The organism is Rhizobium sp. BT-226 (assembly GCF_025847085.2).
In the GTDB taxonomy this organism is placed as follows: Bacteria; Pseudomonadota; Alphaproteobacteria; order Rhizobiales; family Rhizobiaceae; genus Rhizobium; species Rhizobium sophorae.
In genome coordinates, this window is the sequence record NZ_JAOYTI010000001.1 from 1,709,175 (window position 1) to 1,732,212 (window position 23,038).

Annotated in this window: 20 protein-coding genes and 1 tRNA gene; 11 read left to right on the forward strand and 10 right to left on the reverse strand. The window is 60.5% G+C overall.

All coding sequences use genetic code 11. The features are described from left to right. The first annotated feature begins 426 nt into the window (after nt 1–426). Genes OIU37_RS08685 through OIU37_RS08695 form a run of 3 tightly spaced genes read left to right on the forward strand, consistent with a single transcriptional unit; the run spans nt 427 to nt 3,614 of the window. Nucleotides 427–1,836, forward strand: a complete 1,410-nt coding sequence (locus tag OIU37_RS08685; RefSeq protein WP_168309433.1) for a circularly permuted type 2 ATP-grasp protein — start codon at nt 427–429, stop codon at nt 1,834–1,836. Continuing rightward, the gene (locus tag OIU37_RS08690) at nt 1,836–2,777 is read left to right on the forward strand and encodes an alpha-E domain-containing protein (protein ID WP_011653079.1); all 942 of its coding nucleotides are present in this window, start codon (nt 1,836–1,838) and stop codon (nt 2,775–2,777) included. Before OIU37_RS08685 ends, OIU37_RS08690 begins: the two co-directional genes overlap by 1 nt. A gap of 12 nt (nt 2,778–2,789) precedes the next feature. Then, nucleotides 2,790–3,614 carry a transglutaminase family protein gene (locus tag OIU37_RS08695; RefSeq protein WP_264257133.1) on the forward strand — a complete coding sequence of 275 codons (825 nt, stop codon included), beginning with the start codon at nt 2,790–2,792 and terminating at the stop codon, nt 3,612–3,614. A 44-nt stretch (nt 3,615–3,658) separates the two neighbouring features. Here the strand turns inward: OIU37_RS08695 and OIU37_RS08700 are convergent, their stop codons facing one another. The 8 genes from OIU37_RS08700 to chvE all read right to left on the reverse strand — a co-directional run bounded on the left by OIU37_RS08700 (nt 3,659) and on the right by chvE (nt 12,741). Continuing rightward, nucleotides 3,659–4,069 carry a type II toxin-antitoxin system VapC family toxin gene (locus OIU37_RS08700; protein ID WP_171604288.1) on the reverse strand — a complete coding sequence of 137 codons (411 nt, stop codon included), beginning with the start codon at nt 4,067–4,069 and terminating at the stop codon, nt 3,659–3,661. After that, complete coding sequence (locus OIU37_RS08705; protein ID WP_171604289.1) at nt 4,066–4,308, reverse strand: type II toxin-antitoxin system Phd/YefM family antitoxin; 243 nt, start codon at nt 4,306–4,308, stop codon at nt 4,066–4,068. Before OIU37_RS08705 ends, OIU37_RS08700 begins: the two co-directional genes overlap by 4 nt. A 117-nt stretch (nt 4,309–4,425) precedes the next feature. Then, nucleotides 4,426–6,165 carry an L-arabinonate dehydratase gene (araD, locus tag OIU37_RS08710; protein WP_171604290.1) on the reverse strand — a complete coding sequence of 580 codons (1,740 nt, stop codon included), beginning with the start codon at nt 6,163–6,165 and terminating at the stop codon, nt 4,426–4,428. A 61-nt stretch (nt 6,166–6,226) separates the two neighbouring features. Beyond that, nucleotides 6,227–7,660, reverse strand: a complete 1,434-nt coding sequence (locus OIU37_RS08715; RefSeq protein WP_264257134.1) for an aldehyde dehydrogenase family protein — start codon at nt 7,658–7,660, stop codon at nt 6,227–6,229. A 69-nt stretch (nt 7,661–7,729) separates the two neighbouring features. After that, entirely contained in the window at nt 7,730–8,725 is a 996-nt protein-coding gene (gene araD1, locus OIU37_RS08720; protein WP_264257135.1) for an AraD1 family protein, read from the reverse strand. A 118-nt stretch (nt 8,726–8,843) separates the two neighbouring features. Then, the gene (gene mmsB, locus OIU37_RS08725; RefSeq protein WP_011653085.1) at nt 8,844–10,049 is read right to left on the reverse strand and encodes a multiple monosaccharide ABC transporter permease; all 1,206 of its coding nucleotides are present in this window, start codon (nt 10,047–10,049) and stop codon (nt 8,844–8,846) included. Continuing rightward, nucleotides 10,046–11,584 carry a multiple monosaccharide ABC transporter ATP-binding protein gene (gene mmsA / locus OIU37_RS08730; RefSeq protein WP_264257136.1) on the reverse strand — a complete coding sequence of 513 codons (1,539 nt, stop codon included), beginning with the start codon at nt 11,582–11,584 and terminating at the stop codon, nt 10,046–10,048. The genes mmsB and mmsA overlap by 4 nt, the downstream gene beginning before the upstream one ends. A 92-nt stretch (nt 11,585–11,676) precedes the next feature. Then, nucleotides 11,677–12,741: a multiple monosaccharide ABC transporter substrate-binding protein gene (chvE, locus tag OIU37_RS08735; RefSeq protein WP_020051228.1), complete on the reverse strand. Its 1,065-nt coding sequence runs from the start codon at nt 12,739–12,741 to the stop codon at nt 11,677–11,679. Between the two features lie 271 nt (nt 12,742–13,012). Between chvE and OIU37_RS08740 the strand changes: the two genes are divergently transcribed. The 3 genes from OIU37_RS08740 (at nt 13,013) to OIU37_RS08750 (ending at nt 15,739) form a co-directional block, all read left to right on the forward strand. Next, nucleotides 13,013–14,017, forward strand: coding sequence for a LysR family transcriptional regulator (locus OIU37_RS08740; RefSeq protein WP_171604293.1), 1,005 nt, complete (start codon nt 13,013–13,015; stop codon nt 14,015–14,017). 62 nt (nt 14,018–14,079) lie between these two features. Next, nucleotides 14,080–14,553, forward strand: coding sequence for a hypothetical protein (locus OIU37_RS08745; protein WP_171604294.1), 474 nt, complete (start codon nt 14,080–14,082; stop codon nt 14,551–14,553). Nucleotides 14,554–14,860: 307 nt separating this feature from the next. Then, a complete protein-coding gene (locus OIU37_RS08750) occupies nt 14,861–15,739 on the forward strand; it encodes a Hint domain-containing protein (protein ID WP_264257137.1) in 879 nt (292 codons plus the stop codon). A 121-nt stretch (nt 15,740–15,860) separates the two neighbouring features. Here OIU37_RS08750 and OIU37_RS08755 read toward each other — a convergent pair whose 3' ends face one another. Next, nucleotides 15,861–16,142: a hypothetical protein gene (locus tag OIU37_RS08755; protein WP_171604296.1), complete on the reverse strand. Its 282-nt coding sequence runs from the start codon at nt 16,140–16,142 to the stop codon at nt 15,861–15,863. A gap of 312 nt (nt 16,143–16,454) precedes the next feature. Here OIU37_RS08755 and iolG point away from each other — a divergent pair, with 312 nt between their 5' ends. Then, a complete protein-coding gene (gene iolG / locus OIU37_RS08760; RefSeq protein ID WP_264257138.1) occupies nt 16,455–17,447 on the forward strand; it encodes an inositol 2-dehydrogenase in 993 nt (330 codons plus the stop codon). Between the two features lie 352 nt (nt 17,448–17,799). On the opposite strand, the gene OIU37_RS08765 is transcribed toward iolG, so the two are convergent. Further along, nucleotides 17,800–19,050 (reverse strand): ROK family transcriptional regulator, encoded by a 1,251-nt coding sequence (locus OIU37_RS08765; protein ID WP_171604298.1) that lies wholly within the window; start codon nt 19,048–19,050, stop codon nt 17,800–17,802. Nucleotides 19,051–19,276: 226 nt separating this feature from the next. Here OIU37_RS08765 and xylF point away from each other — a divergent pair, with 226 nt between their 5' ends. The 4 genes from xylF to OIU37_RS08785 all read left to right on the forward strand — a co-directional run bounded on the left by xylF (nt 19,277) and on the right by OIU37_RS08785 (nt 22,975). Continuing rightward, the gene (xylF, locus tag OIU37_RS08770) at nt 19,277–20,317 is read left to right on the forward strand and encodes a D-xylose ABC transporter substrate-binding protein (RefSeq protein WP_003542055.1); all 1,041 of its coding nucleotides are present in this window, start codon (nt 19,277–19,279) and stop codon (nt 20,315–20,317) included. 263 nt (nt 20,318–20,580) lie between these two features. After that, nucleotides 20,581–21,894: a sugar ABC transporter permease gene (locus OIU37_RS08775; protein WP_264257139.1), complete on the forward strand. Its 1,314-nt coding sequence runs from the start codon at nt 20,581–20,583 to the stop codon at nt 21,892–21,894. A 14-nt stretch (nt 21,895–21,908) separates the two neighbouring features. Then, nucleotides 21,909–22,691 carry an ATP-binding cassette domain-containing protein gene (locus OIU37_RS08780; RefSeq protein WP_171604300.1) on the forward strand — a complete coding sequence of 261 codons (783 nt, stop codon included), beginning with the start codon at nt 21,909–21,911 and terminating at the stop codon, nt 22,689–22,691. Between the two features lie 207 nt (nt 22,692–22,898). After that, nucleotides 22,899–22,975: transfer RNA gene (locus OIU37_RS08785), tRNA-Arg, on the forward strand. Nucleotides 22,976–23,038 lie beyond the last annotated feature (63 nt).

Below are 23,038 nucleotides of genomic sequence, written 5' to 3' on the forward strand. Positions count from 1 at the left end.
CCCGGCCGCCGCCGTCAAAGGCGAAGCGTTGATGCTTATCTGAAATTTCGCTGATGGCAGCGATCCAGTGGCGATCGCGCCAGCCGGCGGTTACCTGCGCATGACCATATTCGACCGCCTACAGCGCCGCGCGTCTTTTCGAGAGGCGCAAAGGACGCTGCAGCACTCTAATTGCTTCATAGTTCACTCTTAAAGCGGAGTCGATTTAAGAGTGAAATTATGCAGTAGGCCGAACGAAAACGCTCACATGCTCAGATTTTGGGCAAGCCTCGATACCCCCCTATCCGCCATGCCGCACCGCATCACTTTAAATGCCCAGATTTTCACCCGTTTCCCGCAGCGCAAAATCTTTTCCTCGAACTGCGCATGGTTCTTGCATTGCCATTTGCGTTGTATTCAAATGAACAAAAAAGGGGAGCCGAGCCTTTGGCATTTGATGAAATGATTACCGGGGACGAGAGTCCCCGCCCGCCTTATGACAAATACTTCGAGTGGTACAACAGCCAAGACCGGGCGCATCTGATTGCCAAATCCCGCGATGCGGAGAACATTTTCCGGAAGACCGGCATCACCTTCGCGGTCTACGGCCATGCCGACAGTTCCGAAAAGCTCATCCCCTTCGACATCATTCCCCGCATCATCTCCGCCCGCGAATGGCGCAAGCTCGCCCAAGGCATCGAGCAGCGAGTGATCGCGCTCAACGCCTTTCTGGACGATATCTATCATAAGCAGGAGATCATCCGCGCCGGCCGCGTTCCGCGCGAGCTGATCGAGAACAACGTCACCTTCATCCCCGAAATGATCGGCTTCCGGCCGCCCGGCGGCGTCTACACCCACATCGTCGGCACCGATATCGTGCGCACCGGAGAGGACCAGTTTTACGTGCTGGAGGACAATGCCCGCACGCCCTCCGGTGTCAGCTACATGCTGGAAAACCGGGAAACCATGATGCAGATGTTCCCTGAGCTCTTTCATGAGAACAAGGTGCAGCGTGTCGAGGATTATCCCTATCTGCTGCGTCAGAGCCTGGCCTCGCTCGCCCCTCCAGGCTGCAAGGGTAAGCCGCGCGTCGCCGTGCTGACGCCGGGCATCTACAATTCCGCCTATTACGAACATTCCTTCCTCGCCGACATGATGGGCGTCGAACTGGTTGAGGGCTCGGATCTGCGCGTCATCGACGGCAAGGTGAAGATGAGGACGACGCGCGGTTACGAAGCGATCGACGTGCTCTACCGCCGCGTCGACGACGACTTCCTCGATCCCCTGACCTTCCGGGCTGATTCCGCGCTCGGCATTCCCGGCATCATGGATGTCTACCGCTCCGGCAACATCACCATCGCCAATGCGCCGGGCACCGGCATTTGCGACGACAAGGCGATCTATTCCTATATGCCCGAGATCGTCGAATTCTATACCGGCCGCAAGGCGCTGCTCGAAAACGTGCCGACCTGGCGTTGTTCGGAAGCCGACAGCCTGAAATACGTGTTGGAGCACCTGGAAGAGCTGGTGGTTAAGGAGGTGCACGGCTCCGGCGGCTACGGCATGCTCGTCGGCCCGACGGCGTCGAAGAAGGAGCGCGCCGATTTTGCCGAGAAACTGAAAGCCAAACCGAACAATTACATCGCCCAGCCGACACTGTCGCTCTCCACCGTGCCGATCCTCGTTAACAAGGGCATCGCGCCGCGCCATGTCGACCTTCGCCCCTATGTGCTTGTATCCGACAAGGTGCAGATCATTCCGGGCGGTCTGACGCGCGTGGCGTTGAAGCAGGGCTCGCTGGTGGTCAATTCCAGCCAGGGCGGCGGCACCAAAGACACTTGGGTATTGGAGGACTGATGCTCGGAAGAACAGCAAACGGCCTCTACTGGATGTTTCGTTACATCGAGCGCGCCGAAAATATAGCCCGCCTGATCGATGCGGGGTTGCGCATGTCGCTGACCCGCAGCAGCACCGGCGATGACAATTGGGATGGCGTTCTACAAAGTGCGGGCGTACGCGAGGCTTATGACGAAGGCCATAACAAGCTGACCAACGCAGACGCGATCGACTATCTGCTGCGCGATCGCACGAATCCGTCGAGCGTCATGTCGTGCATCGATTCCGGCCGCAACAATGCCCGCATGGTGCGCACCGCCCTGACACGCGAGACCTGGGAAGCGACCAACGAATGCTGGATCGACCTGAAGTCGCTACTCGAAAAGCGCGTCAAGGCGGCCGAAATGCCAGAGGTGATCGATGTCATCAAGCGCCGCGCCGGCCTCATACGCGGTGCCTTCCATGGTTCGACACTGCGCAACGAGCTCTATAATTTTGCTCGCATCGGCACCTTCATCGAGCGGGCAGACAATACCAGCCGCATCCTCGACGTGAAATATTACGTGCTGCTGCCCTCGGTCTCGGCTGTCGGCTCCTCCCTCGACAACGTGCAGTGGGAATCGATCCTGCGCTCGGTCTCGGCGCACCGCGCCTATAGCTGGGCCTATGACGGCGAATACCGGGCGATGAACATCGCCGACTTCCTGACGCTGAATGTCCAGATGCCGCGCTCGCTTGCCTATTGTTACGAGAAGATCGTCAGCAATCTCGGCTATCTGGCCCAGGATTACGAGGAGCGGCTTCCTGCCCACGATACGGCGGATTCAATCCGCACCACACTGCAGACGAGGGCGATCCGGGATATCATGGATCAGGGCCTGCACGAATTCCTGGAGGATTTCGTCTCACGCAACAACAAGCTCGGCGCGGAAATTTCCGACGGCTACCGGTTCTATGTATAAGCGGATAACATTATGAGACTGAAGATCAGCCACCTCACCGAATACCGCTACGACGAACCGGCGCAATTCTCGCTGCAACGACTGCGATTGACGCCACCGACGACATCGGCTCAGAAAGTGCTCGGCTGGGCCCTGAAAGTCGAAGGTGCCACGCCGGAAGTAGAATATAACGACCAGTACGGCAATCATGTCAACCTGGTCTCACTGGAAGGCGAGCAGGATGTGACGCGTATCCTGGCCGAAGGCGAGGTCGAGACGGAGGACAACAACGGCGTCACCGGCCCGCATACCGGCTTTTGCCCGCTTTGGCTCTTCCTGCGCGACACGCCGCTGACCAAGGGCGGCAGGCTGGTGAAGGAACTGATCAAGGGCGTCAGCGGCGACAATGAGCTTTCCCGCATGCATGCGCTGATGACGGCGATCCACGAGACGGTCGATTATAAGCCCGGCACCAGCAACACCGAGACGACGGCCGAACAGGCGCTAGAGAGGAAGAGCGGCGTCTGCCAGGACCATGCGCACATCTTCATTGCCGCTGCCCGTGCCCTGCAGGTGCCGGCGCGTTATATCTCCGGTTATTTGATGATGGAGGAAAAGATCGAACAGGCCGCGACCCATGCATGGGCCGAGGCCCATATTCCCGGCCTCGGCTGGGTCGGCTTCGATCCCGCCAACGAGATCTGCCCGGATGCCCGTTACATCAGAGTCGCCTCCGGCCTCTGCTATCGCGACGCCGCGCCGATTTCAGGCATGCGCATCGGCACGCCGGGCGAAACGCTGTCGGTCACCGTGAAGGTCGAGGACGGCGGACAGATGCAAAGCCAGAGCCAGAGCTGAGAGCGCACAGCCCGAAAGCCAGGCTGCGCGCCTCCACCCAAAGCCTATTCCGCCGCAAGAACCTGAAGGTGGCCGCGCGCACCGTAGCTGAGGATCGCCTGGTCGGCCGTCAGCAACGGTACGCGATGAAAACGGGCTGTGGCAATGATGATGCGGTCGGCGGGGTCGGCATGAAACTGGCCGGGTAGCCGAACACTATCTATCGCGATCGAGGGCTCAATCGGTGCAAGCTGGATTCCGGGCAGAGACAGTGCGCTGTCGAGCCATCGCCCGACATCGTCGCCGAGCGCCAAGCGTCCCTTCTGCACGAGCATCGCGATTTCCCAAGGCGTGATCGCCGAAATCAGGATCCGGCTTTTCTCCGTCATCTCGTCGATGATGCGCCGGGCTTGTGAACCGAGGCGTGCATCGTCCTGCATCGCCCAGACCAGAATATGCGTGTCGATGACGATCAACGGACGGCGTCCCAATCTTCTGCTTCAGCAGCCGGAGACAGCGGATCATCGTAGCGCAATACGCTGCCCTTCATCGCACCGATGATACTCCTGCGCCCGCTGGGGTCAGGTGCCGGCGAAAGTACAGCGACTGGCCTGCCGCGCTTGGTGATGACGATAGATTCGTCGTCTTTCGCCATCTGATCGATAAGGTTCAGGCATTTCGCCTTGAACTCGGCTGCACCGACGGTCTTTGACATGACCATATCTCCTGTACATTTGTACAGAATATAATGCCATTTTTTCATTGAACAAGTGCAAAGAAAAAGGCGGGTGATGCCCGCCTTTCATCGATTTCCAATCCTGGAATTACCCTGTCAGTGGCTGTCCTTGCCGACAGCGTTTCCGCGACATCCCTTCAGGAAGTCGAGGTCGGCGCCGGTATCGGCCCCTTCGACATGCTGCTGATGCAGGAAGGCATAGCCTGATTTGGGCAGATCGTGGTTCGGCTGCCATTCGGCAAGCCGTCGCGCCAATTCCTCCTCGGAAATATCGAGATGCAGGCGACGGTTCGGCACATCCAGCTCGATCATGTCGCCGTTTTTCACGACCGCAAGCGGCCCGCCAACGGCTGCTTCCGGAGAGGTGTGCAGCACGACCGTGCCGTAAGCCGTTCCGGACATGCGGGCGTCGGAAATGCGCACCATATCGAGGATGCCCTTCTTCAGCACCTTCGGCGGCAGCCCCATGTTGCCGACTTCGGCCATGCCGGGATAGCCTTTCGGCCCACAGTTCTTCATGACCATGATGCAGGTTTCGTCGATGTCGAGGTTGTCGTCGTTGATCTTCGCCTTGTAGTCGTCGATGTCCTCGAACACGACCGCCCTGCCCCGGTGCACCAGCAGATGCGGCGAAGCCGCCGAAGGCTTCAGCACCGCGCCCTTCGGCGCCAGATTGCCGCGCAACACGACGATGCCGCCCGACGCTGTCAGCGCCTTTTCCGCCGGCAGGATAACGTCTTCGTTCCAGTTGACGACGTCCTTGACCTCGTCCCAAACGGTTTCGCCGGAGACCGTCAGCGCATCCTTGTGCAGGAGGCCCGCTTCGCCGAGGCGCTTCAGCACGACAGGCAGACCGCCGGCATAGAAGAACTCTTCCATCAGGTATTTGCCCGACGGCATCAGATTGACGATTGTGGGAACGTCGCGGCCGCAGCGGTCCCAATCGTCAAGCGAAAGATCGATGCCGACACGGCCGGCAATCGCCAGCAGGTGGATGACGGCATTGGTCGATCCGCCGATCGCCGCGTTGGTGCGGATGGCATTCTCGAAGGCTTGCTTCGTCATGATCTCGGAGGGCTTCAGGTCGTCCTTGACCATCTGCACGATACGCCGGCCGGTCAACTGCGCCATGACCTTGCGGCGGGAATCGACGCCCGGGATCGCAGCATTGCCGGAGAGCGCCATACCGAGCGCCTCGGCCATGGAAGCCATGGTAGAGGCAGTACCCATGGTGTTGCAGGTGCCCGACGAACGGCTCATCGAGGCCTCAGCCTCGAGGAATTCGGCCTGCGTCATCTCGCCGGCCTTCACCATCTCGGAAAACTTCCACAGATGCGTGCCCGAGCCGACCCGTTCACCGCGGAAATAGCCGTTCAGCATCGGCCCGCCAGTGACGACGATCGAGGGCAGGTCGCAGGAAGCCGCCCCCATGATAAGCGACGGCGTGGTCTTGTCGCAGCCGACCAGCAGTACGCAGCCATCCATTGGCTGGCCGCGGATCGCCTCTTCCACCGCGAGCGCGGCAAGATTGCGGTACATCATCGCGGTCGGGCGGAAGGTGTTTTCGGATGCCGAGAACACCGGCACCTCAAGCGGGAAGCCGCCAGCCTCCCATACGCCCGCCTTCACCTTCTCGGCGAGCTCTCTCAAATGACCGTTGCACGGGGTCATATCCGACCAGGTGTTGAGGATGCCGATCACCGGCCGGCCGTCGAACAGGTCGTGCGGATAACCCTGGTTCTTAAGCCAGCCGCGGTGATAGATCACGTCGCGGCTCGTACCGCCGTACCATTCCTGCGACCTCAGCCTGCGCGGCCATTCCGCTTTCTTTTTCATTGTCTCTATCCTTCAGGATATCGCCGGACCGCCTGGTACGGCCCGGGTTATCGCACTTGTCTCAAGCCAAGGTGTAGGCGGTCTTGACGGTTGTGTAGAATTCGGCGGCGTACTTGCCCTGCTCGCGCGGGCCGTAGGAAGAGCCCTTGCGGCCGCCGAACGGCACGTGGAAATCGACGCCTGCCGTCGGGAGGTTGACCATCACCATGCCGGCCTCGGAATTGCGCTTGAAGTGCGTGGCATATTTCAGGCTGGTCGTGGCGATGCCGGCCGAAAGGCCGAACGGCGTGTCGTTGGCCGTCGCCAGCGCCTCGTCGTAATCCTTGACTCGGATCACCGAGACCACAGGTCCGAAGATCTCCTCGCGCGAAATGCGCATCTGGTTGGTCGCTTCGGTGAACAGCGTCGGCTGCAGGTAGAAGCCGGGTGTGTCGCGCGAGATGACCTCGCCGCCGAAGGCGAGTTTGGCGCCTTCCGACTTGCCGATCTCGATATAGTCGGTATCGGTCTTCAGCTGCCGTTCATCGACGACGGGACCGATATGGGTGCCGGCCTTCAGTGCGTTGTCGACGACCAGCGTCTTCAGCTTGTCGGTCAGTGCTGCGACGAACTTGTCGTGAATGCCCTCGGTGACGATCAGGCGCGAGGAAGCGGTGCAGCGCTGGCCCGTGGAGAAGAAGCCGGAATTGGCGGCCGCCTCGACGGCGACGTTGAGATCGGCATCGTCGAGCACGACCATCGGGTTCTTGCCGCCCATTTCCAGCTGGAACTTGCGGTTATGCTCGATGGAGGCGGCGGCGACGCGCCTGCCGGTGCCGGTGGAACCGGTAAACGTGATGCCGTGAACGTCGGGGCTTTCGAGCATGGCCTGGCCGACGACCGAGCCTTTGCCCATGACGAGGTTCAGCACGCCCTTCGGCAGGCCGGCGCGATGGAGGATATCGACGATCGCCCAGGAACAGGCGGGCACCAGTTCGGCCGGCTTGAAGACGATGGTGTTACCGTAGCAGAGCGCTGGCGCGATCTTCCAAGCGGGAATGGCGATCGGGAAGTTCCACGGCGTGATGATGCCGATGACGCCGAGCGCCTCGCGGGTGATCTCGACCCCGATATTCGGGCGAACCGAGGGGATGACCTCACCGGCCAGCCGCAGCGCCTCACCGGCGAAAAATTCGAAGATCTGCGACGCGCGGATGACTTCGCCGGTGGCTTCCGGCAGCGTCTTGCCTTCTTCGCGAGCCAGCAGCGCACCCAGCTCATCCTTGCGCGCCATGATCTCGTCGCCTGCCTTTTTCAGGATGACGTGACGCTCCCAGATGCCCGAGCGCGACCAGGCCGGGAAGGCAGCCTTGGCGGCAGCGATGGCGTTTTTCGTGTCATCTGCGCTGCCGTCGGCATAGAGGCCGACGACCTCATTCGTATCCGACGGGTTGATGTTCTTCGTCGCGTTCGAGCCGACCCATTCGCCGGCGATCAGATTTTGATAAATGGTCATGGGCTTAACAAGCCTCCTTTACCGTTTACGAGCAAAGAGCCGGCCGCCGAATGCGGCCAGGTCTTGAATTCAGAGCTGCCTGACGGCGATCTCTTCCTCGGCGGCCACCTTCAGCGGATTGCGGAGCGCCAGGCCGAATTCGGCGACTTCGATCTCGAAGACGTCGCCCTCTTCGGTCTTGACGCCGTCGGCAAAGGAAAGGGTTGCCGTGCCGAACATATGGACATGAACATCGCCTGGAACACGGAAGATGCCGTATTTGAAATGGTGATATTCCAGATTGGCGAAGGTGTGCGACATGTTCGCTTCACCGGACAGAAACGGCTTTTCGAAGATCACCTTGTCGCCGCGCTTGATGCGCGAGGTGCCGCGAATATCCTCCGGGGGCGCGCCGACGCGGATTTCCGGGCCGAAGCTGGCCGGGCGCAGCTTCGAATGGGCGAGATAGAGATAGTTGATCCGCTCGGTGACGTGATCGGAAAATTCGTTCGACAGCGTAAAACCGATACGGAAGGGCGAGCCGTCCTTGGCGATCACGTAAATGCCAGCCATCTCCGGCTCTTCGCCGCCGTCGAGCGCGAAAGAAGGCGAGATGAGCGGTGCGCCGGGTGCAGCGGCGCCATAGCCGTTGCCCTTGTAGAACCATTCGGGCTGGACGCCTTTTTCGCCGGCCTTCGGCTTGCCGTTCTCGAGGCCCATCTTGAACATCTTCATCGAGTCCGTCAGGGTTTCCTCGGCGGCTTCGGTGGTCTTCTTGTGCATGGAATCCCGCGTTGCCGCCGATCCCAGATGCGTCAGGCCGGTGCCCGTCAGATGCAGATGCGCCGCGTCAGGATGGGTGATCGGCGGAAGGAAGCGGCCTTCCGCATAGGCCTTTTCAAGATCGACGGCCTCTCCGTAGCCATGCGCTTCGATGACCGAGGCAAGCGACTTGCCGCCGTCAGCGGCCTCCATCGCCAGCGCATAGACGCTGACGGCGTTCTTGACCGACCTTGCAGCGCTGCCCCGCTCACGCACGGCGACGATGATCTCTCCGTTTGCACCTTTGATCTGTGAAATAAGCACGACTTCGATCCTTCTCGTTTCGGCGAAGACAGGAAAAAGCTCCGCCTGTCCGGCTCCATCAGGAGCCGGAATCCATCATTCATAGGACTGCGAATGCCTGGCTGGCGCCTTGAGGCGCTCAGCCCTTGTTCTTGTTGTAAACGTCGAAGAACACTGCGGCGAGAAGCACGAGGCCCTTCACCATCTGCTGGAAGTCGATGCCGAGCCCGACGATCGACATACCGTTATTCATGACGCCCATGATGAACGCGCCGATGACCGCACCGGTGATCTTGCCGACGCCGCCGGACGCCGAGGCGCCGCCGATGAAGCAGGCCGCAATGACGTCGAGCTCGAAACCGACGCCGGCCTTCGGCGTTGCCGAGTTCAGGCGAAGCGCGATGATCATGCCGGCAAGGCCTGCAAGCACGCCCATGTTGACAAAGGTGTAGAAGCTCAGCCGCTCGGTATTGATACCTGAAAGCTTGGTCGCCTTCGAATTGCCGCCCATGGCATAGATGCGACGGCCGATCGTGGTCCGGCGGGTGATGAAGGCGTAGATCGCAATCAGCACCAGCATGACGACGAGAACGTTCGGCAGGCCCTTATAGGTGGAGAGCAGATAGCCGATCCACAGGATGGCGAGCGAAACGACCAGGTTCTGGACGATGAAGAAGCCCATCGGTTCGACATCGATCCCGTGGTCTTCGTTCACCTTGCGGCGGCGCCAGGCGAGGTAGAAGAGGATGACAGGCAGGATCACGGTCAGGATCAGCGAGGTCGACTGCACGGGTGTGCCGGCAATGTCGATCATGTCGCCCGGCAGGAAGCCGGTGCTGATAACCTGGAACTCCTTCGGGAACGGACCGATGTTCTTGCCGTTCAGAACCGTCAGGGTCAGGCCGCGGAAAACAAGCATGCCGGCAAGCGTCACGATGAACGACGGAATGCGGTGATAGGCGATGAAATAGCCCTGCGCCGCGCCGATGATGCCGCCCACGATCAGGCAGATCAGGCCGGCAAGCCAGAAGTTCATGCCCCATGACACGGTGAAGATCGCCGCGAGCGCGCCGACGAAGGCGACGATCGAACCCACCGACAGGTCGATATGGCCGGCGACGATGACGAGCAGCATGCCGAGCGCCATGATGACAATGAAGGAGTTCTGCAGAACAAGGTTCGTCAGGTTGACCGGCTTGAAGAGAATGCCGCCGGTATAAAACTGGAAGAACACCATGATCGCGACAAGTGCGATGAGCATGCCGTATTCACGAATATTGCCGCGGATATAATCGGCAACGGAAACGACGTTGCTGTGTTCGGTTGTCGGGTTGACCGGAGTCATTGTCTCTTCTCCCCTGAGCGCATGATAGCGCGCATGATAGTTTCCTGGCTTGCTTCTCCCTTCGGCAATTCCGCGACGATGCGTCCTTCGTTCATCACGTAGATGCGGTCACATGTGCCAAGCAGTTCGGGCATTTCCGACGAGATCATCAGAACGCCCTTTCCATCGGCGGCAAGCTGGTTGATGATAGTATAGATTTCGTACTTTGCGCCAACGTCGATGCCGCGGGTCGGCTCGTCGAGGATCAAAATATCGGGATCGGAAAACAGCCACTTCGACAGCACGACCTTCTGCTGGTTGCCGCCCGAAAGATTGACCGTTTCCTGGAAGACGCCGGAGGAGCGGATGCGCAGCTTCGACCGGTAATCGGTAGCGACCTTCATCTCCTTGATGTCGTCGATAACGCTATTGCTCGAAATCCCATCGAGATTGGCAAGCGTCGTATTGTGCAGGATGCTGTCGCTGAGCACGAGACCGAGTTGCTTGCGGTCCTCGGTGACATAGGCAAGACCGGCGTCGATCGCCTTGCGCACAGTGCTGACATCGACAGCCTTGCCATTGACGAAGACCTCGCCGCTGATCTTGTGGCCGTAAGATTTGCCGAAGACGCTCATGGCGAATTCGGTGCGACCGGCACCCATCAGACCGGCAATGCCGACGACCTCGCCCTTGCGGACGTTGACGTTGATATCGTGCAGCACTTGGCGGTCGCGGTGCTGCTGGTGATAAGCGTTCCAGTTCTTCACTTCGAAGATCGTCTCGCCGATCGGCACCGAGCGCGGCGGATAACGGTCGGCCAGATCTCGGCCCACCATGTTCTTGATGATGATGTCTTCGCTGATCTCGTCCGTGTGACAGTCGAGCGTCTTGACGGTCATGCCGTCGCGCAGGACTGTGATCTGGTCGGCGACCTTACGGATCTCGTTCAGCTTGTGGGAAATGATGATCGAAGTGATGCCCTGATTGCGAAACTCGATCAGCAGATTGAGCAGTGCGTCCGAGTCCTTCTCATTGAGCGAAGCAGTAGGCTCGTCGAGGATGAGCAGCTTCACGCTCTTCGACAGTGCCTTGGCGATCTCGACGAGCTGCTGCTTGCCGACGCCGATGTCGGTGACCAGCGTGTTCGGAGATTCGCGCAGGCCCACCTTGGTGAGCAGCTTCTTCGTGCGGTTGAAAGTCTCTTCCCAGCTGATGACGCCGTTCTTGGCATTCTCGTTGCCGAGGAAGATGTTTTCGCCGATCGACAGCAGCGGCACCAACGCCAGCTCCTGGTGGATGATGACGATGCCGATTTCTTCGGAATCCTTCAGGACCTTGAAGTTGCGCGTTTCGCCTTCATAGACGATGTCGCCTTCATAACTTCCTGTCGGATAGACACCTGATAGCACTTTCATCAGGGTCGATTTGCCGGCCCCGTTTTCGCCCACCAATGCGTGGATCTCACCCTGGCGAACCTTGAGGTTCACGTTCTCCAGCGCCTTGACGCCCGGGAACGTCTTGGTGATGCTCCGCATTTCGAGGATGGTATTGTCCATAGTCAAAGTTCCAGCGCCTCCAGCCGTCGAGCGGCCAGGCGATCATAAAATCGAAGACCGGAACCCGCAAGCGCGGGTTCCGGTCCCTCTCATTACTTCAGCTTGTCTTCGGTGTAGTAACCGCCGTCGACGAGGATCTGCTTGTAGTTGGTCTTATCGACGGCAACCGGCTTCAGCAGATAGGACGGAACGATCTTGACGCCGTTGTCGTAAGTCTTCGTGTCGTTGACCTCGGGCTCCTTGCCGGACATGACGGCATCGACCATGGCAACGGTTACCTTGGCGAGTTCGCGGGTGTCCTTGAAGACCGTCGAGTGCTGTTCGCCAGCAATGATCGACTTGACCGACGGAACTTCAGCGTCCTGACCGGAAACAACCGGAAGCGGCTGGTCCGGAGTGCCGTAGCCGACGCCCTTCAGCGACGAGATGATGCCGATCGACAGACCGTCATAGGGAGACAGGACGGCATCGACCTTGGCGTCGGTGTAGTTGGCCGAGAGCAGGTTGTCCATGCGGGCCTGGGCCGTTGCAGCGTCCCAACGCAGCGTGCCGACCTTGTCCATGCCGGTCTGGCCGGACTTCACGACGAGCTTGCCGCTGTCGATGTAAGGCTGCAGGACCGACATTGCGCCGTCATAGAAGAAGAAAGCGTTGTTGTCGTCAGGCGAGCCGCCGAACAGTTCGATGTTGAACGGGCCCTTGCCATCCTTGAGGCCGAGGGCGTCGACGATGGAGCCAGCCTGCAGAACGCCGACCTGGAAGTTGTCGAAGGTGGCGTAGTAGTCGACGTTGGCCGAGTCGCGGATCAGGCGGTCGTATGCGATCACCTTGATGTTGGCGTCATGAGCCTTCTGGAGGACGTCGGAAAGCGTCGTGCCGTCGATCGAAGCGATGACGAGGACCTTAGCGCCCTTGGTGACCATGTTTTCGATCTGCGAAAGCTGGTTCGGAATATCGTCGTCAGCATACTGCAGGTCGGTCTTGTAGCCAGCGGCCTCGAGCTGCTTGACGATGTTGTTGCCGTCGTCGATCCAGCGAGCCGAAGACTTCGTCGGCATTGCGATACCGACAAGCCCCTTGTCCTGCGCCATTGCCGGCATAACGAACGAAGCGACGCCGAAGGCAGCCGCAGCCATCAATGAGATAATGGATTTCATTTCTCTCTCCCTTGTTAATAGAGCAGCGGACGAAAAATCGCCCGCCCCGAAACTGTGGCAGGTTCCGTATTGGATAGTTACTTCAGATGGTGAGAAACGAAGTAGGTCTCCTCCACGATCTCACACGTGTTGAGTGCCAACCAGCACACGGCGGCAAACTGGTATGGATTCCTATAACTGTCAAATAGAATAACTGGTAATATGCATAACAATTTTGGTATATCGTTAAAAAGTATTACTTTTGATGGAGCGCAGTGAGGAGGCTGCAACCATGACGATTGTTTCCGAGCCATTTTCGATGGATCACGTCGATATCCACAGCGATAATTTCGGCGATGACAGCCTGTTACGCGCAGGACTTAAGCTGAATCACCTGCGTATGATCGTCGCAATCGAAGATAGCGGACAGATTTCCGCCGCAGCCGACGTTCTGAACATTTCGCAGCCCGCCGCATCGCGCATGTTGTCCGAAATGGAATCGATCACCAAGACGTCGCTCTATGAGCGCGTCGCCCGCGGCGTCGTGCTGACGACCTTCGGCGCAGCGCTTGCCCGAAGGGCTCGGAAGATCCTCCTGGAGCTGCGCGAGGCGAGCCGCGAGATCGGTGAATTGAAAAGCGGCAAGGGGGGCTCGGTCTTCATCGGCGCAGTGACGGCGCCGGCCATGAGCCTCGTCGTGCCGGCAATCAACAAAGTGCGCAAGGCCTATCCCGGCATTGAGATCAACATCCAGGTGGAGACGAGCAACGTGCTTGCTCGCGAGCTGCTCGCCGCCCGCCATGACTTCATCATCGGCCGCATTCCCGATGATCTCAATCCGCGCCTGTTCGAGGTGAAGGAGATCGGCATCGAGCGCGCCTGCCTGATCGTGCGCAACCGCCATCCGCTCATGAAGCAGAAGACGAGCAGCCTCGCCGACGTCAGGGATTACGACTGGGTGTTCCAGCCGCCGGGCACCCTGCTGCGCCGCACGATCGAGGACGTCTTCCTGTCGCGCGGCGTGGCGCTGCCCGAAAACATCGTCAACACCTCCTCGCTGCTTTTGACCTGCGCCATCATCTGCGAAACCGATGCGATCGCTCCCGTCGCCGTCGATGTCGCCCAGTTCCTTGCCAGCCAGGGCTCGAATGCCTCTGACGTGCGCATGCTGCCGATCGATTTTGACATCAACGTCAAGCCCTACAGCATGATCACCGCCAGGGAACGGGCGCTGCCGCCGAGTGCAAGGCTGCTCTACGACATCATCCTCGAGGAGAGCCGCAAGCAGGCCGGCTGACGACACCCGCAAGCCCGGCGCCATCTTGTCCGTCTTTAATCTACGCATCGAAAGGGAGGCCGATGCTGTTCGGACAGTCGGTATTTCAATCAGTCCTCGAGCGACTGAAGGCCGAGGACGGGACGGACGAGGACGCCCAGGCGCCAGCGGCCCATCGAGTTCCCGGCCTCGGCACCGGGCTTGCCTTCGACGTCATGGAAGGTGTCTCGGCCGCCTCACAACGCGTCGGCCAGGCCTATTTCGACAATCTGGATCTCGATCCCGCCGCCGCGATCGCGGAGGAACCGGCGGCTGCGCCTCCACCCGAGCCCGTCATGCCGGACCATCTCGCCCGCATCGCTCCCGAAGAGATCGCCGCGGAACTGGCGATCGCTGCCGCCGACACCCAACAGACGCTGAACGAGAAACGGCGCGCCTTTGCCAAGGCCAATCATCCTGATGGCGTCGCAGAGCCTTTCCGCAACAATGCCAACAGGCGCATGATGATCGCCAATCTGCTGATCGACGAGGCGATGCGCCGCCTGCCGCACAGCTGAAGCTTTCTCGAACGCAGGCAATGTTTCGAGGCTTGGAAGAGCCGCCGTTTCCGGCTCGATTCGCGAAGTCTATATGGGCTGTTTTTCCTGCGATTCAATCGGTGCCTCTGATACTCAGTTTGATTCTTTCGCGTTCGGGTAGCAGATAAATCCTCCGCTTTTTGGTACCGGCAACAGCGTATTTCGGGACCCCAATAGACCATGCCTACGCCCTTTTCGGTAGGACCTAGCGCAATTTAGCGGAATGGAATGCGATACAACCCAGTGTAACATAGGGTGGTGTAAATATTTTCAGGAGAGCGCCGACATGTCATCTACGGAAGATCCGAAGCTACCACGCAACACTGCGCGCAGACATTTTCTAGGTGTAGCCGCAGCCGCCGGAGCTCGTCTTGCCGGCGTGGCCGCCTTGGCCACAGCAATTACCACCTCTCCGGCCAACGCGCTGGGGCGGCTTTGGGGACGGGGCGGCTCCGGTGGACACGGAGGCTCTGGCGGGAGCGGTGGCTCAGGCGGAAGTGGTGGCTCCAGTGGCGGCAGCGGCAGCGGCCCGCAATGTTTCCTGCGGGGAACGGCGATCCTCACGGATTGCGGTGAGAAGCCCGTCGAGGATCTGCGCATCGGCGATCGCGTTGCCCTTCCTGACGGTAGCACCCGTCTGGTAAAGTGGGTCGGCCGCCAAAGCTTCAAGAAGAGCGGCGCGCGCTGGCACAAGGACGTCGTGCCGATCCGGGTTTCCCGCCACGCGCTGGACGGGCACACGCCCCACTCGGATCTCTATCTGTCGCCTGGCCATGCGCTGTACCTGAATGGCATTCTGATCCAGGTGAAGGATCTCGTGAACGGCACGACGATCGCATCGGTCACTCCCGCCGCCGACGCATCGATCGATTACTATGCCGTCATGCTCGATACGCACGAAGTTATCCTTGCCGAAGGTGCTGCGGCCGAGTCCTTCCATCTGAAGAACAGCAATCACGAGAACTTCAGCAATTTTGCAGAGTACCAGCGTCTCTATGGTGAGGAACGCATCGTGATGACATCCTTTGCGCCGTTGCTGGGAGGTGGCCGGTCACATTTGAAAGCGCTTCTCCTGCTCGGTGTTTCGCCGCTGGTACCGGTGCGCGATCCATTCGGGGATGTCTGCGAAAAGATCGACGCGCAAGCCAAGGAACTGTCACTCTGACAGGACGGGAATGCGCCGGGGATCGGGCTGGCGGCGCGCGAAGCCGTGCGTCGGTTTTGCGATAGGATCAAACAAAGACGTCAAGCGTGGCGCGCATCGGAAAGATCGCGGCACGCTTCGATTATTCAGCCTTCTTCTCTTCGGCTTTCTTCTCCTCGTCTGCTGCCGGCTCGTCCCCGTCCGTGTCATCGGGTGTGACGACTGCCGCCGTCTCCGGCGGCTGCGGCTTGAAGGTCCAGAACAATATATAGAAGGAATAGGCGCCCGCCCCGCCCGCGAGCACGCCCCAGAACGGATCGCCGGTGGTGAACTCGACCGCGGCCCAGCCGAAGCAGACGGCGACGATGGCAATTCGCACCCAAAGATGACGATATGCCGGATGGTTCGGATCGATGAGTTGCATTCCTGCCCCGCGGTCGCATTTGTCGCACTGCCTTCGGCCCGTGCCGCGATTGTCTCTAGAGCTTTTCCTGGTCAGATTAAAGTATTCTCTTGGCTGAAAGGCCGGGCATCTTTCCGGTAGGTCAGAGGCGATCGGCTCTGCTCAGGCCAAAACCTGCTCCGGCAGGATACTTCAATCCGACCAGGAAGGGCTCTGGTTCGAATCTTGCAAATGTGAAAGATCCGCGGGCTTGACGCGGTCCACAGAAGATGGAATGAAAATTCCAGAATATTGGCAATTCGGTTTATTTGTTCCGAATTCAGGGAGGTTAGAATGACAGTGAGATTTGGTCTGCTCGGCGCCGGTCGCATCGGCAAGGTCCATGCAAAAGCCGTCAGCGGCGACGCCAATGCGACGCTCGTCGCAGTCGCAGACGCCTTTCCGCAGGCAGCTGAAGCCATCGCCTCCGCCTATGGCTGCGAGGTCCGCACCATCGAGGCGATCGAGGCCGCCAAGGATATCGACGCCGTCGTCATCTGCACGCCGACGGATACCCATGCCGACCTGATCGAGCGCTTCGCTCGCGCCGGCAAGGCGATCTTCTGCGAAAAGCCGATCGATCTCGACGTCGCCCGCGTCAAGGCCTGCATTAAGGTGGTGGAAGAGACCGGCGCCAAGCTGATGGTCGGCTTCAACCGCCGCTTCGACCCGCATTTCATGGCAGTGCGCAAAGTCATCGACGAAGGCAAGATCGGCGATGTCGAGATGGTGACGATCACCTCGCGCGATCCCGGCGCCCCGCCGGTCGACTATATCAAGCGCTCGGGCGGCATCTTCCGCGACATGACGATCCACGATTTCGACATGGCCCGCTTCCTGCTCGGCGAGGAGCCCGTCTCGGTGCTGGCGACCGCCGCTGTGCTGGTCGACAAAGCGATCGGCGAAGCCGGCGACTATGACAGCGTCTCGGTGATCCTGCAGACCACTTCCGGCAAGCAGGCCGTCATCTCCAACTCCCGCCGCGCCACCTATGGCTACGACCAGCGCATCGAGGTCCATGGTTCCAAGGGGCTGGTCTCGGCCGAAAACCAGCGCCCTGTTTCGATCGAGGTCGCAAACGGCGATGGCTATACCCGCCCGCCGCTGCATGATTTCTTCATGACCCGTTATACCGAAGCCTATGCCAACGAGATTGCCGGCTTCATCGCCGCGATCGAAAAGGGCACCAAGATCTCTCCATCAGGCGCCGATGGTCTCGCAGCGCTGGCACTCGCCGATGCCGCGGTCCAGTCCGTCAAGGAAGGCAAGCTTATCAAGATCGGCTGACGGCCCTCTCCCGACCGGAAGCCATGCATGAGATGGCCGGGCGCCTGCCCGGCCATTTCGCGTTTCAGAGATCTTTTGGTGAACGGCGTGCCGCGACGCCCCCCTCTGGCCTGCCGGCCATCTCCCCCACAGGTGGGGAGATTGGCTGGCTGCACCGGCTTCCCCAAACAATCAGCGTCGCAACACAGCAAAACGATAGATGAGCAGGAAGGTAGGCCACTTGTGATCTCCCCACCTGTGGGGGAGATGGCCGGCAGGCCAGAGGGGGCTGGCACGGCACACCCCTCAAAGTCGCATACTACCGACTGGCCGGTTGCTGCCGCAATCACCAGACGTCGATTGAAAGAAACCCTCAACCCGATTCCTGAATAATCGTCGATGCCTGGATTCCCTGAACACCCGAGAGAACGATATCCTCGTCGATCACCGACAGCGCCCGGTTCAGATGTCCTTCGAAGACGAGGATCTGCTCGTCGGCCACCACCCTGATCTCGGGCATGCCTTCCATGCGCACGATATGCGACTGCCCCAGACCTTCTTCGATCCCTTGCCGAAGAAGGTCGTAATAGCGCGTGCCCGGCCCGGTGATGGCGATCGGCATGCGCTCCGTCAGGCTCAGCATGCGCGACAGGCCATTGCCGAGCGCCAGCCCCGCCTGGCGAAAGGCGAAGGCGGGAACGCGATGGCCCTGGCGGGCCTTTGCGGCGATCTTGTCGAGTTCCGCCACCGGCACGAACTTTGCCGGAATCGTATCGAGCGGCACTTCGAAGGCGCTGCGCAGGATCGCGTAGAAACCGGCATAAGCCTCGATGCAGCCGCGCGTGCCGCAGCGGCAGAGCCCGCCATTGGCCATGTGCAGCATGTGCCCGAAATTGGGCGCCGATATCTCCTGGCCTGTCTGGTTCCCGCGCCTGACGATTCCGAGCCCGACGCTGTGGCCGAGCGAAAGGGCTGCGAGCGCGCGGAAATCGGCGCCCTTCACGATCTCTTCACGCGCGCCGAGTGCTGCCGCGACCAGCAGCGTCTCGTTGTCGAGGATCACCTTGGCCTGCCATTCCGGCCGGAGCGCTGATTCGAAATCGATCTGGTCGCTGCCGAAGATCGGCGACCAGACGAGAACCGGCTCGGTGGAATTGACCAGCCCCTTGCTGCTGATCGAGATCAGCAGCACCTTTTCTTGGCGGATTTTCGAACGATCGAGAACACGCGAAAGCCCGGCCCGCACCGCCGCCACGAAGCGGACGGCGCCTGACGGATCATGCGAACGCTCCTCGCTGAAGCGGTCGATCAGCTTGCCGGCATAATCGACCAGCGAATATTGAACCGCATCCGAAGAAATGATGACGACGATGAGATAGCCGCAATCGCGCCGCTGGCGCAGCAGCACACGCGGCCGGCCGCGGCCGCTTGCCGGCTGCTGTTCCGATTTTTCGATGATCTGGGCTTTTTCCAGCTCAGTGGTGATCGCCGAGATGGTGGCCGATGACAGCCCTGTGGAATCGGAGATTTCGGTATGGGCGAGCGCACCGTGGCGGCGCAGCACGGACAGCACGAGCACGCTGTTTCTCTGCCGGACCAGCTCCGTGCTCGACTTGGTCAGCATGAATGCCGCCCTCTCCTCCTGCTTATCCTACCCCGGTTTTCACTGCATCTCCGGCCGCCGTTCCGCAAGCGAATTAAGCCGGCAGTGCAGTGTTGACAGTTGAAAAAATCTCTGACACTAAATTTCTCGACTGTCGAGAAAAAAATCCGAACCTTTCTCGACAGCTTTTCGCGGTGGCCGGAGGAAGCATGGGCTGGGCCGGTCGCAATCCACTCGGGAGGACATTATGAAGTCTATTTTGAAATTGATGGCAGGTGCTGCCATCCTCGTTTCCGTGCATACCGCTGCCATGGCTGCCGATCTCGTCGTCGGGGTTTCCTGGTCGAATTTCCAGGAAGAGCGCTGGAAGACGGACGAAGCCGCCATCAAGAAGGCTCTCGAAGCCAAGGGCGCCAAGTATATTTCCGCTGACGCGCAGTCTTCTGCCGCAAAGCAGCTCACCGACGTCGAATCGCTGATCTCGCAAGGCGCCAACGCGCTGATAATTCTCGCTCAGGATTCCGACGCGATCGGCCCGGCCATCGAAAAGGCCGCCGCTGAAGGCATTCCGGTCGTCGGCTACGACCGCCTGATCGAAAACCCGGCTGCCTTCTACATCACGTTCGACAACAAGGAAGTCGGCCGCCTGCAGGCTGAAGGCGTCTTCAAGGCCAAGCCGGAAGGCAACTACGTCTTCATCAAGGGCTCGTCTTCCGATCCGAACGCCGACTTCCTCTTCTCGGGCCAGCAGGAAGTCCTGAAGGCCGCCATCGATGCCGGCAAGATCAAGAATGTCGGCGAGGCCTATACCGACGGCTGGCTGCCGGAGAACGCCCAGCGCAACATGGAGCAGTTCCTGACCGCCAACAACAACAAGGTTGACGCCGTCGTCGCCTCGAATGACGGCACCGCCGGTGGCGCCATCGCCGCTCTCGACGCACAGGGTCTCGCCGGCTCCGTTCCGGTTTCCGGCCAGGACGGTGACAAGGCAGCCCTCAACCGCATCGCACTCGGCACGCAGACGGTTTCCGTCTGGAAGGACAGCCGCGAACTCGGCCAGCGCGCCGCAGAAATCGCTCTCGACCTCGCCGGCGGCAAGGACATGAGCAAGATCGACGGCGCCCAGGCTTTCAAGGGCGGCCCGAAGGGCGTTGAAATGCAGTCGGTCTTCTTGAAGCCGCTTGCGATCACCAAGGACAATCTGAACGTCGTCATCGACGCCGGCTGGATCTCCAAGGCGGAAGCGTGCCAGGGCGTCAAGGCCGACAGCGTCGCTGCCTGCAAGTAAGCCAGGTCTGAATCAGAATTGCCGGCGCCGCAGCGCAACACCGCTGCGGCGCCGGATGCGGATGAGAACTCCAACGACGAAGTTTTCTCCGCCTCGCCGCACCATCGCGGGTTTTCATTCCCTGCCGGAAGGGTGTCGCGACGCCACGCGACCGGCTTCCGGAAGCATCGCGATGGTGAGTTGAAGAACAGACGCATGACGGCGATGGCAGTCTCTCGCACGCCGCGGCATCCGTCCAAGCAAAATGGGGGAACGGCAAACCCATGGCCGAAATGGTAAAATCCACAACATCAAGCGGACCGCGAGCGGCGGAAGCCAATCCGGTGACCCGCTTCTTCCGCGCCACCGAGATCGACACGCGTCTGCTCGGCATGATCGGTGCACTGATCATCATCTGGATCGGTTTCCACATCATCACCGGCGGCCTCTTCCTGACCCCGCGCAATCTCTGGAACCTCTCGGTCCAGACGACCGATATCGCCGTCATGACGACGGGCATGGTGCTGATCATCGTCACTCGCAACATCGACCTGTCGGTCGGTTCCGTGCTCGGCCTCTGCGGCATGATCATGGGCGTGACTCAGGCCAAGATCCTGCCGGAATATATCGGCTTCGACAGCCCCTTCACCTGGGCGATCACGCTGCTGGTCGGATTGGCGGCAGGCTGCCTGATCGGCGCCTTCCAGGGCATCATCATCGCCTTCCTCAACGTTCCCTCCTTCATCGTCACGCTCGGCGGCCTGCTCGTCTGGCGCGGCGCCACCTGGCTTGTCACCAGCGGCCAGACGGTTGCCCCGATGGACCAGACCTTCCGCATCATGGGCGGCGGCGCCGAGGGCTCGATCGGTGCCACCTGGAGCTGGATCGTCGGCATCTGCGCCTGCCTCTTCGTCATCGCCAGCATCGTCGGCTCGCGCCGGCAGCGCCGCCGCTTCGGTTTCCCGCGCCGGCCGATGTGGGCTGAATATTTTCTCGCCGTCCTGAGCTGCGTGCTCATCCTCGGCGCGGTCTGGATCGCCAACAGCTATTACTGGCCGATCAATATCGCCAAGAAATATGCCGAGACCAACAATATCCCCTGGCCGGAAACCGGCCTGGATATTCCCTACGGCATCGCCGTGCCGGTGCTGATCGCGATCGTCGTCGGTATCATCATGACCTTCATCGCGACCCGGCTGCGCTTCGGCCGCTACGTCTTCGCGATTGGCGGCAACCCCGAAGCGGCCGAACTCGCCGGCATCAAGACCCGCTGGGTCACCGTGCGCATCTTCGCGCTGATGGGCATTCTGGCCGCCATTGCAGCGGCAATCTCCACCGCCCGCCTCAATGCCGCAACGAACTCGCAGGGTACGCTCGACGAGCTCTACACCATCGCCGCCGCCGTCATCGGCGGAACGTCGCTGGCCGGCGGCACCGGCACGATCGCCGGCGCCATGCTCGGCGCGCTCGTCATGCAGTCTCTGCAGTCGGGCATGGTGCTGGCGCATGTCGATACGCCGCTGCAGAGCGTCGTCGTCGGCACCGTCCTCGTCGTGGCGGTCTGGCTCGACACCGTCTATCGCTCCCGTGCCAAGTGAGAGGAGCCCGAAACATGGCTGATCAACGCACTCCCCTCGTGGAACTGAAAAACATCTCGATCTCCTTCGGCGGCATTCACGCCGTGGACAACGCCTCTGTGGATCTCTACCCCGGCGAAGTCGTGGCCCTGCTCGGCCACAACGGCGCCGGCAAATCGACGCTGATCAAAATCCTCTCCGGCGCCTACAAGCGCGATGGCGGCGAGATCCTGATCAACGGCGAGCCGGCCGACATCCGCAATCCGCGCGATGCCAAGAAATACGGGATCGAGACGATCTACCAGACGCTCGCCGTCGCCGATAATGTCGACGCCGCCGCCAACCTCTTTCTCGGCCGCGAGCTGAAGACCCGCTGGGGCACGCTCGACGACGTCGCGATGGAAGCCTCGGCCCGCGAGGTGATGGGGCGCCTCAACCCCAACTTCAAGCGCTTCAAGGAGCCGGTGAAGGCGCTCTCGGGCGGCCAGCGGCAGTCGGTGGCGATCGCGCGCGCCATCCTCTTCAACGCCCGCATCCTGATCATGGACGAGCCGACGGCAGCGCTCGGCCCCCAGGAGACGGCGCAGGTCGGCGAGCTGATCAAGCAGCTGAAGAAGGAAGGCATCGGCATCTTCCTCATCAGCCACGACATCCACGACGTCTTCGACCTCGCCGACCGCGTCTCGGTGATGAAAAACGGCCAGGTCGTCGGCCACGCCCGTACCGAGGATGTGACCAAGGACGAAGTCCTCGGCATGATCATCCTCGGCAAGGTGCCGCCAAAAGCGATCCCCGGCCCCGGCGCCATGCAGATCTGACCGCCGCAAGGCAACAGCCCGCGACAACAACACTCCGCCGCTCGCAAGGCCGGCGGAGTTTTCTATGCAACGGTCCTCGGGGCTGATGGATAAAAACACCCTGCAAAGCGCAAGCACCCGTATTTCTGAGAATTTCGCGATTGAAGCCAGCCGCAAGCTAGGCTAAGAACCACCCATCGGACAGGCGATTCAAACCGCCTCAGGCATGCACCCGTAGCTCAGCTGGATAGAGTGTTGGATTCCGATTCCAAAGGTCACAGGTTCGAATCCTGTCGGGTGCGCCATTTTCATTAGGTCCGTTCTGGACACATGGTTACGGTTTATGGTGAGGCCCCCTAGGTTTGCGC